We start from the raw sequence: 15,245 nt of genomic DNA, 5'->3' as shown, positions 1-15,245 counted from the left end.
GTTGTTCTCCTAGTAAGGTTGGTTAATAAGCAGCAGCGGTCAGGCCGTTTGAAAAAAATCAGGTTGTGCAGGTGTGATGGCGAACGTTTTTTGCGGATGGTCTTTGACAAACCAATGATTCAGCGTTTCGCCTGTGCGCAAATCCGTGAACCGTTGATTGGTCGTCGGGCTGTCGAGCCCGCCCAATTCCATTACCCATCGGCCGGTTTTCAAATAATCCAAATGCCCAATCAGGCCGTCTGAAACGGCTTCCCATTCCGCGCGCTCCAAACCGGTATACAGGCAGGTTTTCAATCCGGCGGATTGTGCAAGCTTCAAAAGCGGCAGCAATGCTTCAGGCTGCCATTCACCGCCCATAAACAGCACGCAGCTAATCAAGCCTTGATAGCGTTTCAGACGGCCTGCCAGATATTCGGCGGTTAGAGCCTTACCCAAACCTGCTTTCCAACTGTCGGCACTGTGACAGCCCGGGCAACGCAGCGGGCAACCGGCAATCAGAAACGCCAATGAAGTTTCATTCGGCACTTCCTGCCAGACAATGTGTTCGGCAGTAAACGTGAGCGCTTGCATATCAAATGATTGGATACTATATTTTGTACAGATTAAATCATATTAATACTAAATATGGTATTTTTAAGTTTAAATCTGATTTCTGTTTAACATAGAAAAATTTTATAAATATGATTTATCCTAACTAATTAATATAAAAATTAATATAAAAAAGAGCCGTCTGAAACTATGGTTTCAGACGGCCTTTGATCCGCTTTCAGATTAATGTTCCAAACTGTCGGTATTCACATGAACCGTGACTTCGGTTTTATCTTCCGGCAGCACCAAGTTCAAAATTACCGCCATGATACCGCCAGCGGAAATCGAGTTTTGAAACAACACCGGCAGGGTTTTAAACACTTCGGGCTCAAACGCGACGCCCAAACCGATGCCCACCGAAGTAGCCGCAATCACTGCTTCGCGACGCCGGATGCCGTTGCTCACCAAAATACGCACACCGGCAATCGCAATCAGACCAAACATCAACACCATCGCACCGCCCAATACCGGACTCGGAATCGTAGTAAACGCGCGGCCAATCACGGGAAACAATCCCAGCAAAATCAAAATCGCGGCAATATATTTCCCGACATGGCGCGAAGCTACGCCGGTCATTTGAATCACACCGTTATTTTGCGCAAACGTGGTCAGCGGCAACGAACCCAATGCGGTTGCAATCACTGACACCAAACCATCGGCCAACACACCGCCGCGCAGGCGCTCGGTGTATTCAGGGCCTTCAATCGGTTTGTCTGACACCATCGCCGTGGCCGTCAAATCGCCCACTGCCTCAAACACGCTCAACAAATAAATCGCACCGGCCACGATAAAAGCGTGCCAATCGAAAGCAAAACCATATTTGAACGGCACCGGAATGGTAATCAGCGGCAGGTTTTGCAATGCCGAAAAGTCCACCTTGCCCAAAAACAGCGCCACGATATAACCCACAATCAAACCCACGGCAATGCCGCTCATGCGCAACAGCGGGTTTTTCATACAATTGAACAGCAACACGATAAACAACACCAGCGATGCCAAGCCTAGATTTTCCATCGATCCGAATGTTCCGTCAGCCTTCGCACCGAAGCCGCCGCCGAAATCGGTAATGCCGACGTGAATCAGGCTCAAGCCAATCAACATCACCACCACGCCGCTTACCGTCGGCGTAATCACTTTCTTCAGATAAGGCAGCAACCACGCGGAAAAACACACCAAAAACGCACCGACAAACGACACACCCAACAGCGTCGAAATCATTGCGTTTTCATCCATGCCACCTTCTTTCATACCCGTGCCTAAAGCAATCATGACGGTCACAAACGAAAAGTTTACCGACTGGATCGACAACATGCCCGAGCCAACCGGCCCGAAGCGGTTCACCTGTAAATAAGTGCCGATGCCGGAAGCCACCATCGCCATCGACACCAAATAAGCGGTCATTTCCACCGGCAGATTCAACGCACCGCCAACAATCAGCGCAGGCGTAATCATCGGCACAAAAATCGCCAATAAGTGCGTAATGGCACTCAAAAGCCCATTCATAAAAGGCGGTTTGTCTTCCAAACCATACACCAAATCAGGCGATTGAGCCTGCTTGTCCGTGTTGTGCACCATACCCATCCTTTAAGGTTAGTAATAAACAGATAAATTTTGTAAGGGCAAAATTGTATACAATCTTAATCATTTGGGCAATTTTTCAGACGGCCTGCAAAGCGTAACCGCATGTAGTCACAACACTGGCTAAATAACTGGCTCCATTTGATTTATGATATATCAATATTGTGCAATTAATTGTTTAAGAGAATATCGGTGTTTCCGGCCATCACGAAACAGACTGACCTATATATAGGATAAGGAACACAAGCCGAGACCCTGTTAGTTTCAGACGGCCCCAATGCGTTTTGAAGATTTAACACTTTTTAGCCTTGACATGAAAAAGGTCAAACACAATAAGCAATTATCTGTTTTTAATAAACTTATTCCCTAAAACACCCCTAACACTCCAATCAACCACACGACCGTCTGTTTAAGCAGTGTTTCACACCAACAACAAAGTAAGCTACAATCGCCGACATAACCGACCTCATCATTATCGAAATAAAGGTTTCATTATGCTAAAAGGTAGCTTGGTTGCCCTGATTACCCCGATGAATCAAGACGGCAGCATTAATTTCGAACACCTGAAAAGCCTGATTGACTGGCACATCGACAACGGCACCGACGGCATCGTCGCAGTCGGCACCACCGGCGAGAGCGCAACTTTAGATGTTGCCGAACATTTGGCTGTGATTGAAACCACGGTCAAACACGTCAACAAGCGCGTGCCTGTGATTGCCGGCACCGGCGCCAACAACACCGTCGAAGCCATCGCTTTGTCGAAAGCCGCAGAAAAAGTCGGCGCCGATTACAGCTTGTCTGTGGTTCCTTATTACAACAAACCTTCGCAAGAAGGCATCTACCAACATTTCAAAGCGATTGCCGAAGCCACCTCTATTCCGATGATTGTGTACAACGTACCGGGCCGTACCGTGGTGAGCATGAACAACGAAACCATTCTGCGTTTGGCCGAAATACCGAATATTGTCGGCGTGAAAGAAGCCAGCGGCGACATCGGCCGTGATATCGAGCTGATTAACAACGCCCCGGAAGGCTTCACCGTATTGTCGGGCGACGACCCGACCGGCATGGCCTTTATGCTTTCAGGTGGCCACGGGGTGATTACCGTCGCAGCTAACGTTGCACCGAAACTATTTGCCGATATGTGCCGCGCCTCATTGGCCGGCGACATTGCGGCGGCACGTCAACTCAATAACCAACTGATTCCAATCTACAACACCATGTTCTGCGAACCCAGCCCTGCCGCCCCGAAATGGGCCGCCGCAGCATTGGGCAAATGCGAAGCGCATGTGCGCCTGCCTTTGGTCGCCCTGACCGAAGACGGCCAAGCCAAAGTACGCCGCGCATTGGAAGCAGCCAAACTGATTTAACCTCAACAGGAAACCGAGATGACTTACCTCAAACCGATAGCCGTGGCTATCGCCCTGATTAGCCTGACCGCCTGCTCTAGCGGCAAAAAAGAACAACCTAAGCTGGATTACCAAAGCCAAACACGTAAAATCGTGAACTTGGAAGTACCGCCTGATTTGACCAATCCGGATCAAGGCAATTTGTACAACCTGCCTGCGGGCAATGGTGCCGTGCGCGCGACCGAGCTCGACAACCGTCGTAACCGCACTCAAGCTACACAGCAACCGGCCAACCAAGCCGTGTTGCAATCGGTAAAAGGAGTAAGCTTAGAGCGCGACGGCAGACAACGCTGGGTAGTAGTTGACGGCAAACAGCCTGCTGAATTGTGGCCGTTACTGAAAGCTTTCTGGCAAGAAAACGGTTTCGACATCAAATCTGAAGAACCGGCTATCGGCCAAATGGAAACCGAATGGGCGGAAAACCGCGCCAAAATCCCGCAAGATACCTTGCGACGCTTGTTTGAAAAAGTCGGCTTAGGGGGTGTTTACTCAACCAGCGAGCGCGATAAATTCATCATCCGTGTTGAAAAAGGCAAAAACGGCACTACCGATGTCTTCTTCGCCCACAAAGGTATGGAAGAAGTGTATGGTGACAAAAACAAAGACACCACCATGTGGCAGCCTCGCCCGAACGATCCCAACTTAGAAGCCGCCTTCTTGGCACGCTTCATGCAATATCTGGGCATGGACGAAAAACAGGCTGAAAACGCCTTGGGTCAAAGCGTTGCGCCTTCCGCCAATACCGGTGACTTGGCCAAAGTAGAAGGCCAAACCGTGCTGGTCAGCGGCGACTACGAACGCAACTGGCGCCGTACTGCGCTGGCACTGGATCGCATCGGCCTGACCGTATTGGGTCAAAACGCTGAGCGTCACGCTTTCTTGGTACAACAAGCGCCGACCGAAAGCGAGGCTGTGAATAACCAAAAACCGGGGATGTTCAGCCGCTGGTTTGGCAAAGGCAAAAAAACCGAAACCCAACAAGTGCAACGACCTGAACTGATTGTTTACATTGAACCGGTTAACAACGGTGCACGCATCAGCCTGCTGAATAAAGACGGCAGCAGCTACAAAGGCAGCGACGCTTCCACTCTGATTGGTCGCCTGCATTCGGAATTGCGTTAATCCGGCAATCCAAACACATCAAACCACTTTTGACTTTGACGTTCAAAAGCGGTTTTTTATATGGGTAAGGCCGGCTGAAAAATAATAGTTTCAGACGGCCTTCTCTATCCGCTATAGCGGATTAACTTAACTTTCGCTACGGCGTTACTGCGTCTTGCCGTACTACTTGTACTGTCTTCGGCTTGCTGCCTTGTATCGAAAATTGATGAAATACCGCTATATAATACGGCATTTCATTCTGCAGCAAAAGCAAACCGGCTCATGAACCAACGCAAAACCTACCTACTCTGCATCGTCTTTTTTACCCTGCTTTTTATGGCCTTGGTGCTGCTGGGCAGCTATCTGCTTTCCATCGGCAGCAAACAGTTTGCCGTGACCGCATTCTTATTCGCATTTGCCGCCATCTTCGGCCAAATCGCCAGCTTGGCACTTTATCTGCGTTTAAAAGCCAAGATGCAATATATGCAGATGCAGGCACAAGACAATCAAGGAACACCCCATGTTTGACAAAATCGTTTTGGCCAGCGGCAACGTCGGCAAACTCAAAGAATTTTCCCGCCTGTTTGCCGAACAAAATATCGATATCCTGCCACAATCGCAATTCAATACGCCCGAATGCCCGGAGCCATATTCTACCTTCGTTGAAAACGCGCTGGCCAAAGCCCGCCATGCCGCCAAGCATAGCGGTTTGCCTGCTTTGGCCGACGACAGTGGCATTTGCGCCAATGCTTTAGGTGGCGCACCGGGTGTGTTGTCTGCCCGCTATGCCGGATCAGACCCCAAATCGGACACCGCCAACAACGCCAAACTTTCCGCCGACTTAGCCGATCAAGCCGACCAAAGCTGCTATTACGTCTGCGTATTGGTCTTGGTACGCCACGAGCATGATCCGCAGCCGATTATCGCCGAAGGCATTTGGCGCGGCCAATGGCAGCAACAAGCCGCCGGCAGCAACGGTTTCGGCTACGACCCGCATTTTTTTCTGCCCGAACACGGCTGCACTGCCGCCGAACTCGCACCTGAAGTCAAAAACGCCGTCAGCCACCGCGGACAGGCTTTGCAGGAATTGCTCGACAAAATCCACGCCGAGATGTGAATCGCTAAAAAAGCCGTCTGAACGTTTCAGACGGCCTACAAACCTTTCTCTCTGAAGTCTTATCAAACAAAGGAATAATGATGTCAATTTTAACTAGGTATCCTTTATTAATCAGTATTTTTCTATTTTCTCTTATCTCTGTATAGGGGTTGGGCTATGCATTAGAAGATGGTTATTTTCTAGCTATGGTCTGCTTTTGGTATGCCTTATTTCAACTTAACAGGACACTTTTCAAAATTATTTTCAGCTTGAATTTATTGGTCTGCACACTGTTTGCACCTGTCGGCCAATTGTATGGCCGCATCAATATCGGACTGGTTGCTTCGGCCTTAGAAACCGATTCAAACGAAAGTATTGAATTTATCAGCACTTTACCCTGGCAGAGTTGGCTGGCAGCAGTAATCGTATTGGTGAGCGGCGTAGGTGTATTATTCACCGCAAGCAAGCAAGCAAGCAAGCAAGCAAGCAAGCAAGCAAGCAAGCAAGCAAGCAAGCAAGCAAATTATACTGGCCTAGAAGTTATAGAACACTAATTTTATTTACTATTTTCTCACTTTTGATCTTACATAAACCAACAACAGCAACCTTAAAACGCAACCAACCGTTCAATCTGAATAATACCTTAGTTTCAAATATTCATTTTTATGTCAAAGCATGGCAGGTATTACAACAATATCAAGAAGAGAAAAATCTAGCTAAGTCTTTTCTTGCAGAAAAACCGGCTTGGGAAATTAAGAAAGTCACACCTCATTATCGAAACTATGTCTTGATAATCGGCGAAAGTGTTCGTTCCGATTATTTACCGTTCTATCAATTTCCAATTAACACCAGTCCTTATTTAAACCAACATGCGGGTTTGATACTGGATAAATTTATCTCCCCCTCCCCCAATACCCAGTTATCATTAACACGTATGCTGCACTTAATGAATGAAAACCAAGCTGTATATCCCAATAATATTATTTCCTTAGCCAATGCAGCAGGATTTACAACCCATTGGTTATCTACCCAACCAACAGGACATGATGCGGATACGGCGGCTTCTCGCGTCGGGATTCAAGCTAAGTTCTCAAAATTCTATGAACCGAATGCACCAAGAGAAGGAATTGGCACATTCAACGACACGGTTGTACTGGATGGATTAAAAGAAGTTTTATCCAAGCGTAAACAATCACAAGAACCGGCTTTATATGTTTTCCACATCAACGGCTCGCACCCTGATTTCTGCAAACGGTTGATACAACCTGTTTCTGAGAAATTTAAAAATCAAAAAATGGCCTGCTATTTAGAAACACTGAAACAAACGGATACATTAATCGAAAATATCGTGCAAGAACTGAAACCTTACGGCAGTTATTCTTTGATTTACTTATCTGACCATGGCTTGGCACACGTCAATAAAGATTCGGCTGACGTAACCCTTATTAACTCACCGAAGCACAAACAGGCATATCATGTTCCATTTGTACGTATTTCCAGCAATGATAAAGGGCAAATCCGCCAACAGGCCGAACGAAGCGGATTCCATTTTATTTATGGTTTTGCCGAATGGCTGGGCATTGATGAAACTAAGCTGAAATTACCTTATAAGTTCTTTTCAGAAGTGCAGGCAAGTGAAGGAATCAAGGTTTTCGATTGGGAAAAAATTGTTCCTTATGAAAGCTTGGAAGATGATCCGGTTTTAATGCCATAATCATATCAATATGCCGTCTGAAATCACTTTCAGACGGCATATTGATAAATAATCAAAGTATTTTAAATGTACGATTAACAAGTTTCCTAACTAAAAATATCGCAGCTGTTATAATTCAAAAATTCTCCATCAGGCAGCCTGAAACTTTTTCATCCTAACGCTTAAGCCAAATCCATTTTGAAATAACTGTTTTCAGACAGCCTTACCCACACCCAAACCATGACCCCGATTACCCTTCCCCACGCCACACCGCTCACCGCCCTGCCGCCTTTGTCGCTTTATATCCACATTCCGTGGTGCATCAAAAAATGCCCGTATTGCGATTTCAATTCACACAATATTTCGCGTTATCAACCGCTTGCCACCATCACACCCACTCAAACTGCCCCAAGCGGTTTGCCCGAAGATGCTTACGTTGATGCCTTGCTGGCCGACTTGCAAACCGAATTGCCCAATATTTGGGGGCGGCCGGTCGAAACCATTTTCTTCGGCGGCGGCACACCGAGCCTGTTCAGCGCACAAGCCATCGACAGGCTGCTCAGCGGCGTACGCGCTCTGGTACGCTTGCAGCCCAATGCCGAAATTACGCTCGAAGCCAATCCCGGCACGTTTGAAATCGAAAAATTTCAAGGCTTTAAAGAAGCCGGCATTACGCGTCTTTCTATTGGTGTGCAAAGCTTCAATGACGACATGTTAAACTGCTTGGGGCGCATACACAACAGCCGCGAAGCCTTAGCTGCCATCGATACTGCCCTGAATTTATTTGAAAAAGTCAATATCGACTTGATGTATGCCCTGCCAAACCAAACCGTTCAGACGGCCTTATACGATGTCCGCACCGCCATCACCACCGGCGCAGGCCACATCAGCGCGTATCATCTCACCATGGAGCCGAACACCGCTTTCGGCCATACACCGCCGCCGGGTTTGCCGAGCGATGAAAACGCTTTAGACATCGAAGACGCCGTGCATGCCGAGTTGCAAGAAGCCGGTTTTCTCCACTACGAAACTTCCGCTTTCGCCCGCGCCGGTATGCAGTGCCGCCATAATCTCAATTATTGGCAGTTCGGCGACTACATCGGCATCGGTGCAGGCGCACACGGCAAAATTTCCTACGCCGACCGCATCAAGCGTACCACTCGTCGTCGTCATCCCAATGATTACCTTGCCGCCATGCAAAGCGAACCGGCCGGCGGCATCGAGCGCCAAACCATCCGGCGCGATGATTTGGCGTTTGAATTCATGATGAACACCCTGCGCCTGACCGACGGCGTGCCTGCCGCCATGCTGCAACAGCGCACCGGTATTTCAACTGCCCAAATCATGCCGCAAATCGAAACCGCGCGCCGCAAAGGTTTGCTGGAGTCTGACCCGACCGTGTTTAAACCGACTGCACAAGGCCGCCTGCTTTTAAACGATTTATTGCAATGTTTTTTATAAATGATTGATAAAACAGAATGAAAGCTGGAACATTTGCAAACCCCAGATTTGAGTGCCGTTCAGAGTCAGAGCGGCACAGAAAGCGCGGACACATCATCAAGACAGGCAAGCTTTCGAGCAGCGCATAACGAATAGATGCGCCAAAGATAGGGATTTTGCAAAGATTTCAGGCCGTCTGAAATTCATCCTCAAACTTTTTCAGACGGCCTTGATTGAAAACATACCGCCTGAAACGCACTCAACCCTGCCGCCCAACTTCCTAAGCCACGCAAAATTTTGTATCATAACGGCCTATTCCAACTGCTTTTTTTTCAGGAGAAACATCATGGCGAAAATCATCATTCACACCGACAACGCCCCGGCCGCCATCGGCGCTTACAGCCAGGCCGTGCGCGCGGGCGACACTGTTTATATGAGCGGCCAAATCCCGCTTGACCCGGCCACCATGCAAGTGGTCGGCGGCGGCGATTTCCGTGCCGAAGCAGTGCAAGTGTTTAAAAACCTGCAAGCCGTAGCCGAAGCAGCCGGCGGCTCGTTGAGCGACATCGTTAAAGTTAACGCCTATCTGACCGACTTGGGCAATTTCGCCATTTTCAACGAAGTGATGGCCGAATTTATCCCTGAGCCGTTCCCGGCCCGTGCCGCCGTCGGCATCGCCAGCCTGCCTAAAGGCGTACAGGTCGAAGCGGAGGCGGTATTGGTGTTAAACGCGTAAACCTTTTGTTTAAAAAATAAAGGCCGTCTGAAACGGCCTGAAGTTATCATTATTTTCAGACGGCCTATTCTCTTAATCTTAACAGGCCGAGAGCTTTGCAAAGCATCAGATTCGAGTGCAATTCAAAGTTATAGCAGCGAAGAAAGCAAATATATATCATAAAGATAGCTGATCTTTCGGGTCGCGTATAACGAAGAAATGTGCCCAAAAATGGAGATGTTGCCAAGTCCGCAGTTAGAAAACCCTAGCGTTGTTCATACTTTTGCTTTTTTGCCAGACGGCCCATTTTGAGATTTTTGAGCGTTGCCCAGAATGCCGGGATCACACTCAAAAATCTTAAAACCATCATTCTGTGAAAAATAAAAAAAGTTTTGCATAAAAAGTGTAAACAACCCGTCGATTTTCTACATCTCAGGCCGTCTGAAATCCCCCCATCAGGAATCAGAATCAACATGGCGCATTATGCAATCGGCGACATCCAAGGCTGTTATGACGAGCTTTCGGTTTTGCTGGAAAAGATCGGCTTCAACCACGGCACCGATACCCTGTGGCTCACCGGCGACATTGTCAACCGCGGCCCTAAATCCTTGGAATCGCTGCAATTTGCCATGCAGCATCCCGACAGCGTTCAGATCATACTCGGCAACCATGATTTCCACCTGCTCGCTGTTGGCTACGGGTACGGCACCACCAAGCGCAGCGACACCATTACCCCGATTCTCAATCATCCCGACAGCCGGAAAATGCTCGAATGGCTGCGCCATCAACCCTTGATGATCCGCAACGACAGCCACGTGATGGTGCATGCCGGCATCCTGCCGCAATGGTCTGTCGACCAAGCCGAAGATTTGGCGCGGGAAGCTGAAGCCGAACTACAAGGCCGGAAATACGAAAAATTCTTCGCCAAAATGTATGGCAACACCCCAATTGCGTGGGATGAAAATTTAAGCGGTTACAGCCGTCTGCGCTTTATCGTCAACGTGTTCAGCCGAATGCGGGCACTCACCTATCAAAACGAACTCGATTTCGATTTCAAAGCCACGCTCGACAAAATGCCGATTTACCTGCGCCCGTGGTTCCGCGTGCCCAACCGCCAAAACCTGAGCCATAAAATCGTATTCGGCCATTGGTCGTCACTCGGTTACATGAACACCAACGGCATCATCTCGCTAGATACCGGCGCATTGTGGGGCGGCAAACTCACCGCCATCAACCTCTGTACTGAAGCCGTAACCCAAGTTGCCGCCATCAACGGCTTGGATTGGCGTACTTTGAAAAAAGATTGAAATCAAAAGGCCGTCTGAAAAATTTAAGTTCAGACGGCCTTTATTGTGCCCATACAAAATCAAACGTTTTCTACTTTCCCATCAAATTTACCGTTTCTCTTATCTTCATCAGCATCTTTACGATATTAAATAATTATATAAACAATTAATTTTTTTGATTTTATTATTGCGATATAGCATACCCGGTTCACATTTTTGTGTTACCTTTTGAAAAAACTATAGAATTACTCTAATTTATGATTTTTTTAGAGTATAATGCCTAAAATTAAAAATACACTGACACACTCATTGCAGTACTCACTCCAACACCCTACCTGAGGCCATTAGCATGTCACACTCTTTCGATCCATTGGTTATCCGCGGCAAGTCATTGATTCCCATCGTTCAAGGCGGCATGGGCGTGGGTATTTCTGCGTCTAAACTATCCAGCGCCGTCGCCCGAGAAAACGGCATCGGCACCATCGCCAGCGTGGATTTGCGCCATCTGCACGAAGATTTGCTGGAACAATCGAAAATCAACTCAACCGAAGAAAAATACACCAAGCTCAACCGCATTGCGCTTGACCGTGAAATCCAAAAAGCCAAAAGCGGCGCCGAAGGCAACGGCATGATTGCGGTGAACGTGATGAAAGCCGTGAAAGACCATGCCGCTTATGTGCGCCAAGCTTGCGAATCGGGTGCCGATGCAATTGTGATGGGCGCCGGTCTGCCTTTGGATCTACCGGAAATGACTGAGGGCTTCCACAAAGACGTGGCTTTATTCCCGATTTTATCGGAATCGCGCGGCATTAATATCGTGTTGAAACGCTGGATGAAGAAAGGTATCTTGCCCGATGCCATCGTAATCGAGCACCCGGCTCACGCCGCCGGGCACTTAGGAGCAGCCACCGTAACCGGTGTCAACGATGAAAAATTCGAGTTTAAGCGCGTGATCGAAGAAACTTTGGAAGTCTTTAAAAATCTGGGCTTGGAAAGCGAAAAAATCCCTTTGGTGTTGGCCGGCGGTATGGCGAATTTTGAAAAAGTCACTACCGCGCTGAAAACATGGGGCGCCAATGCCGTTCAGATCGGCACCGCGTTTGCAGTCACCCAAGAAGGCGATGCCCACATCAATTTCAAGAAAACCTTGGCCGGTGCCGACACCGAGCAAGTGGTTGAATTTATGTCGGTCGCCGGTTTGCCGGCCCGCGGCGTGCGCACCAAATTCCTTGATAATTACATCAAGCGCGAAGCCAAATTGCAATCTGTGGCCAAAGCCGACCCGCGCCGCTGCACCCAAGGCTTAAACTGCCTGACCAGCTGTGGTTTGCGTGATGGTTTGGATAAAGCCGGCCAATTCTGTATCGACATCCAACTTTCCGCCGCTTTCCGTGGAGAGGTCGATAAAGGCTTGTTTTTCCGCGGCAAAGACCCGCTGCCATTCGGCAATGCCATGCGCACGGTACAAGAAACCATTCACTATTTGTTAAACGGCGCTATGCCGGTTGCCGCAAAATAAAACGCAGAGGCCGTCTGAAAACGATAGAATTTCAGACGGCTTTTTGATGTGCAGTGATTTATCTATATCTTGAAACTTTTCAGACGGCCTTCACCCGTCACAGCCTGCACAGATTGTTAACAAAATAAATCAGAAAAATGTTAACATAGCGGTTAAATTTCAGGCTCGGAACCATCATGAATTCATTATTATCCCAACTCAAACCCTACCCGTTTGCCCGTTTACGCGAAGCCATGCAAGGCTTGGAAGCGCCCGAAGGCTTGCCAACCGTACCGCTACACATCGGCGAACCGAAACACGCCACGCCCAAAGTGATTACCGATGCGCTCACGGCTTCGTTAAGCGAATTGGAAAAATACCCGCTGACCGCCGGTTTACCGGAATTACACCAAGCTTGTGCCGATTGGTTGGCGCGCCGCTATGATGGCTTAAAAGTTGACCCGGCTACCGAAATCCTGCCGGTATTGGGCAGCCGCGAAGCGTTGTTCTCTTTCATTCAAACCGTTTTGGATCCGGTTGCCGACAGCAAACCTGTTGTCATCAGCCCGAATCCGTTTTACCAAATCTACGAAGGCGGTACCATTCTCGCAGGCGGCGAAATTCATTTTGCCAACTGTCCTGCACCATCATTTAATCCTGATTGGCCAAGCATTTCAGACAGCCTGTGGCAACGCACCAAAATGGTTTTGGTTTGCTCGCCGAACAACCCGAGCGGCAGCGTCTTGCAACTGGAAGAATGGCAGGAATTGTTCGCCCTGCAAGACAAATACGGCTTCGTGATTGCTTCCGACGAATGCTATTCGGAAATTTATTTCGACGGCAAAAAGCCCATCGGCGGTTTGCAGGCCGCAGCGCAATTGGGGCGCAGCTTTGATAAATTAATGATGTTTACCAGCTTGTCTAAGCGCTCCAACGTGCCTGGCTTGCGTTCAGGCTTTGTGGCGGGCGACGCCGCTTTACTGAAAGATTTCCTGCTTTACCGCACCTACCACGGCAGCGCGATGAGTATTCCGGTGCAGCGCGCCAGCATTGCGGCATGGAACGATGAATCCCACGTCATCGACAACCGCCGGCTGTATCAGGAAAAATTCGACAAAGTGATTCCGATTTTACGCGAAGTATTTGAGGTCGATTTTCCTGACGCATCGTTTTACATCTGGCTGAAAGTGCCGGATGGCGACGATTTGGCCTTTGCCAAGCGCTTGTGGACTGAAGCAGCGATTCAGGTTTTACCCGGCCGGTTCTTGGCGCGCGATACCGAGCAAGGTAACCCGGGCGAAGGCTATGTACGCATTGCTTTGGTTGCCGGTGTGGAAACCTGCGTCAAAGCGGCAGAAACCATCGTGTCACTGTATCGTTGATTATGGTGTGATGCATAGGCCGTCTGAAAAATTTCAGACGGCCTTTTATCATGTGTAATTAAGCATTTCAACCGCCCCGATTCTTGCCCTGCCCAGCGTTTGAAACTAAAATCGACCCATTCATTTTTGATAAAGATACGAGGCGACCATGTTTTTTGTCTTATCTCCGGCGAAAAATCTCAACGAAAAAGATTCCGCCCCCATTCAAGAATTTACCCAGCCGGATTTGCTGAAAGAATCAGAAATCCTGATGCATGAATTACGCCGGCTTGCGCCGCAGCAAATCGCCCAACTGATGCACGTTTCCGACAAAATCGCCCTGCTCAACGCCGAGCGCAATGCTACATGGCACACACCGTTTACTCCGGAAAACGCCAAGCAGGCGGTGTATATGTTTAACGGCGATGTGTACGAAGGCATTGCTGCCGAATCGCTAAACGCCAAACAAATTCAATACCTGCAACAACACGTGCGCCTGCTGTCCGGCCTTTACGGCTTGCTGCGTCCGCTGGATTTAATGCAACCTTACCGCTTGGAAATGGGCACGGCGTTTGCCAATTCGCGCGGTAAAAATCTGTATGAATTTTGGGGTGACCGCATCACCGGTTTGCTGAATGAAACCCTTGCCGCCAACGGCAGCGAGGTATTGATTAACTTGGCTTCGCAAGAGTATTTCAAATCAATCAACACCAAAAAACTCAAAGCCAAGTTGATTACGCCTGTGTTTAAAGACGAGAAAAACGGCCAATACAAAATCATCAGCTTCTACGCCAAGCGCGCCCGCGGTTTGATGGTTCGCTATGCAGCCGAACACGGCATTACCGATCCGCAAGATTTGCAAAATTTTGATTACGAAGGCTACGAATTCAACGCCGCCGCTTCAAATGATAAGGAGTGGGTATTTTTACGCAAAGAACAAACCAAGTAAAAACAAAAAACTAAGCCTGTATACGTAAATTTTGCTTGGCAAACAGGCAAGTTTTCATTACTATACTGTCTTCAAGAAAACGGAAGCGTGGCAGAGCGGTTTAATGCAACGGTCTTGAAAACCGTCGAGGGTTGATAGCCCTCCGTGAGTTCGAATCTCACCGCTTCCGCCATTTTCTTGAATTTTATTTTTTTATTTAAGGAAGCGTGGCAGAGTGGTTTAATGCAACGGTCTTGAAAACCGTCGAGGGTTGATAGCTCTCCGTGAGTTCGAATCTCACCGCTTCCGCCAAATCAGAAAAAGCTGCTTATTGTGAACTGCACCCCAAAAGTTGGACACCATCCCCAACTTATTGAGGTGCAGTTTTTTATGGCAAAGTATTCAAACGGATTCAAGTTGCAAGTAGTAAACTACTATTTACAGGGGCATGGTGGAAAACATACAGCCAAAGTTTTTTGCTTAGGCCATGCTGCCGTACGCAAACGGGCAACCCGTTATGTTCTTCATGGAGGGGACGGCATCAACCGATGG

The 15,245-nt window shown here is 48.4% G+C and carries 13 protein-coding genes, 2 tRNA genes and 1 pseudogene; 14 read left to right on the top strand and 2 right to left on the bottom strand.

Going from position 1 to position 15,245, the window contains the following annotated elements:
- Nucleotides 1-39: 39 nt before the first annotated feature.
- On the bottom strand, nt 40-570 hold the full coding sequence (nrdG, locus tag ACFPVS_RS02870; protein ID WP_096295507.1) for an anaerobic ribonucleoside-triphosphate reductase activating protein: 531 nt from the start codon (nt 568-570) through the stop codon (nt 40-42).
- Nucleotides 571-771: 201 nt separating this feature from the next.
- Nucleotides 772-2,163 (bottom strand): nucleobase:cation symporter-2 family protein, encoded by a 1,392-nt coding sequence (locus tag ACFPVS_RS02865; protein ID WP_096295508.1) that lies wholly within the window; start codon nt 2,161-2,163, stop codon nt 772-774.
- Between the two features lie 497 nt (nt 2,164-2,660).
- Here ACFPVS_RS02865 and dapA point away from each other — a divergent pair, with 497 nt between their 5' ends.
- The 14 genes and pseudogenes from dapA to ACFPVS_RS02795 all read left to right on the top strand — a co-directional run.
- Nucleotides 2,661-3,536 (top strand): 4-hydroxy-tetrahydrodipicolinate synthase, encoded by an 876-nt coding sequence (gene dapA, locus ACFPVS_RS02860; protein WP_373753009.1) that lies wholly within the window; start codon nt 2,661-2,663, stop codon nt 3,534-3,536.
- 18 nt (nt 3,537-3,554) lie between these two features.
- The gene (bamC, locus tag ACFPVS_RS02855; protein ID WP_096295509.1) at nt 3,555-4,697 is read left to right on the top strand and encodes an outer membrane protein assembly factor BamC; all 1,143 of its coding nucleotides are present in this window, start codon (nt 3,555-3,557) and stop codon (nt 4,695-4,697) included.
- Between the two features lie 261 nt (nt 4,698-4,958).
- The gene (locus tag ACFPVS_RS02850; protein ID WP_096295510.1) at nt 4,959-5,204 is read left to right on the top strand and encodes an NGO_0222 family membrane protein; all 246 of its coding nucleotides are present in this window, start codon (nt 4,959-4,961) and stop codon (nt 5,202-5,204) included.
- A complete protein-coding gene (gene rdgB / locus ACFPVS_RS02845) occupies nt 5,197-5,793 on the top strand; it encodes an RdgB/HAM1 family non-canonical purine NTP pyrophosphatase (RefSeq protein WP_096295511.1) in 597 nt (198 codons plus the stop codon). Before ACFPVS_RS02850 ends, rdgB begins: the two co-directional genes overlap by 8 nt.
- 385 nt (nt 5,794-6,178) lie before the next feature.
- Nucleotides 6,179-7,486, top strand: coding sequence for a phosphoethanolamine transferase (locus tag ACFPVS_RS02840; RefSeq protein ID WP_378595378.1), 1,308 nt, complete (start codon nt 6,179-6,181; stop codon nt 7,484-7,486).
- Between the two features lie 219 nt (nt 7,487-7,705).
- Nucleotides 7,706-8,926: a radical SAM family heme chaperone HemW gene (hemW, locus tag ACFPVS_RS02835; RefSeq protein WP_378595377.1), complete on the top strand. Its 1,221-nt coding sequence runs from the start codon at nt 7,706-7,708 to the stop codon at nt 8,924-8,926.
- 325 nt (nt 8,927-9,251) lie between these two features.
- Nucleotides 9,252-9,641: a RidA family protein gene (locus ACFPVS_RS02830; protein ID WP_096295512.1), complete on the top strand. Its 390-nt coding sequence runs from the start codon at nt 9,252-9,254 to the stop codon at nt 9,639-9,641.
- A gap of 452 nt (nt 9,642-10,093) precedes the next feature.
- Complete coding sequence (locus tag ACFPVS_RS02825) at nt 10,094-10,927, top strand: symmetrical bis(5'-nucleosyl)-tetraphosphatase (RefSeq protein ID WP_096295514.1); 834 nt, start codon at nt 10,094-10,096, stop codon at nt 10,925-10,927.
- Between the two features lie 328 nt (nt 10,928-11,255).
- Nucleotides 11,256-12,425, top strand: coding sequence for an NAD(P)H-dependent flavin oxidoreductase (locus ACFPVS_RS02820; RefSeq protein ID WP_096295515.1), 1,170 nt, complete (start codon nt 11,256-11,258; stop codon nt 12,423-12,425).
- Between the two features lie 176 nt (nt 12,426-12,601).
- Nucleotides 12,602-13,786, top strand: a complete 1,185-nt coding sequence (dapC, locus tag ACFPVS_RS02815; protein ID WP_096295516.1) for a succinyldiaminopimelate transaminase — start codon at nt 12,602-12,604, stop codon at nt 13,784-13,786.
- A 148-nt stretch (nt 13,787-13,934) separates the two neighbouring features.
- Nucleotides 13,935-14,714: a peroxide stress protein YaaA gene (gene yaaA, locus ACFPVS_RS02810; RefSeq protein ID WP_096295517.1), complete on the top strand. Its 780-nt coding sequence runs from the start codon at nt 13,935-13,937 to the stop codon at nt 14,712-14,714.
- A gap of 81 nt (nt 14,715-14,795) precedes the next feature.
- Nucleotides 14,796-14,886 (top strand) — tRNA-Ser (locus ACFPVS_RS02805).
- Nucleotides 14,887-14,914: 28 nt separating this feature from the next.
- Nucleotides 14,915-15,005 (top strand) — tRNA-Ser (locus ACFPVS_RS02800).
- Nucleotides 15,006-15,026: 21 nt separating this feature from the next.
- Nucleotides 15,027-15,245 (top strand): annotated as a pseudogene (locus tag ACFPVS_RS02795) (helix-turn-helix domain-containing protein); the annotation flags it as partial.

This window comes from Neisseria weixii, assembly GCF_042658245.1.
GTDB lineage: Bacteria > Pseudomonadota > Gammaproteobacteria > Burkholderiales > Neisseriaceae > Neisseria > Neisseria weixii.
Note: the sequence above shows the minus strand (reverse complement) of the source record. Positions and strands in the feature narration are given on the sequence as shown.

Excerpts from the sequence above, each read along its gene's own strand:
- ACFPVS_RS02820 (WP_096295515.1), top strand. The coding sequence starts at position 11,256 with ATGTCACACTCTTTCGATCCATTGGTTATCCGCGGCAAGTCATTGATT.
- hemW (WP_378595377.1), top strand. The coding sequence starts at position 7,706 with ATGACCCCGATTACCCTTCCCCACGCCACACCGCTCACCGCCCTGCCG.
- ACFPVS_RS02850 (WP_096295510.1), top strand. The coding sequence starts at position 4,959 with ATGAACCAACGCAAAACCTACCTACTCTGCATCGTCTTTTTTACCCTG.
- nrdG (WP_096295507.1), bottom strand. The coding sequence starts at position 570 with ATGCAAGCGCTCACGTTTACTGCCGAACACATTGTCTGGCAGGAAGTG.
- dapA (WP_373753009.1), top strand. The coding sequence starts at position 2,661 with ATGCTAAAAGGTAGCTTGGTTGCCCTGATTACCCCGATGAATCAAGAC.
- ACFPVS_RS02830 (WP_096295512.1), top strand. The coding sequence starts at position 9,252 with ATGGCGAAAATCATCATTCACACCGACAACGCCCCGGCCGCCATCGGC.
- bamC (WP_096295509.1), top strand. The coding sequence starts at position 3,555 with ATGACTTACCTCAAACCGATAGCCGTGGCTATCGCCCTGATTAGCCTG.
- rdgB (WP_096295511.1), top strand. The coding sequence starts at position 5,197 with ATGTTTGACAAAATCGTTTTGGCCAGCGGCAACGTCGGCAAACTCAAA.
- ACFPVS_RS02865 (WP_096295508.1), bottom strand. The coding sequence starts at position 2,163 with ATGGTGCACAACACGGACAAGCAGGCTCAATCGCCTGATTTGGTGTAT.
- dapC (WP_096295516.1), top strand. The coding sequence starts at position 12,602 with ATGAATTCATTATTATCCCAACTCAAACCCTACCCGTTTGCCCGTTTA.
- yaaA (WP_096295517.1), top strand. The coding sequence starts at position 13,935 with ATGTTTTTTGTCTTATCTCCGGCGAAAAATCTCAACGAAAAAGATTCC.
- ACFPVS_RS02825 (WP_096295514.1), top strand. The coding sequence starts at position 10,094 with ATGGCGCATTATGCAATCGGCGACATCCAAGGCTGTTATGACGAGCTT.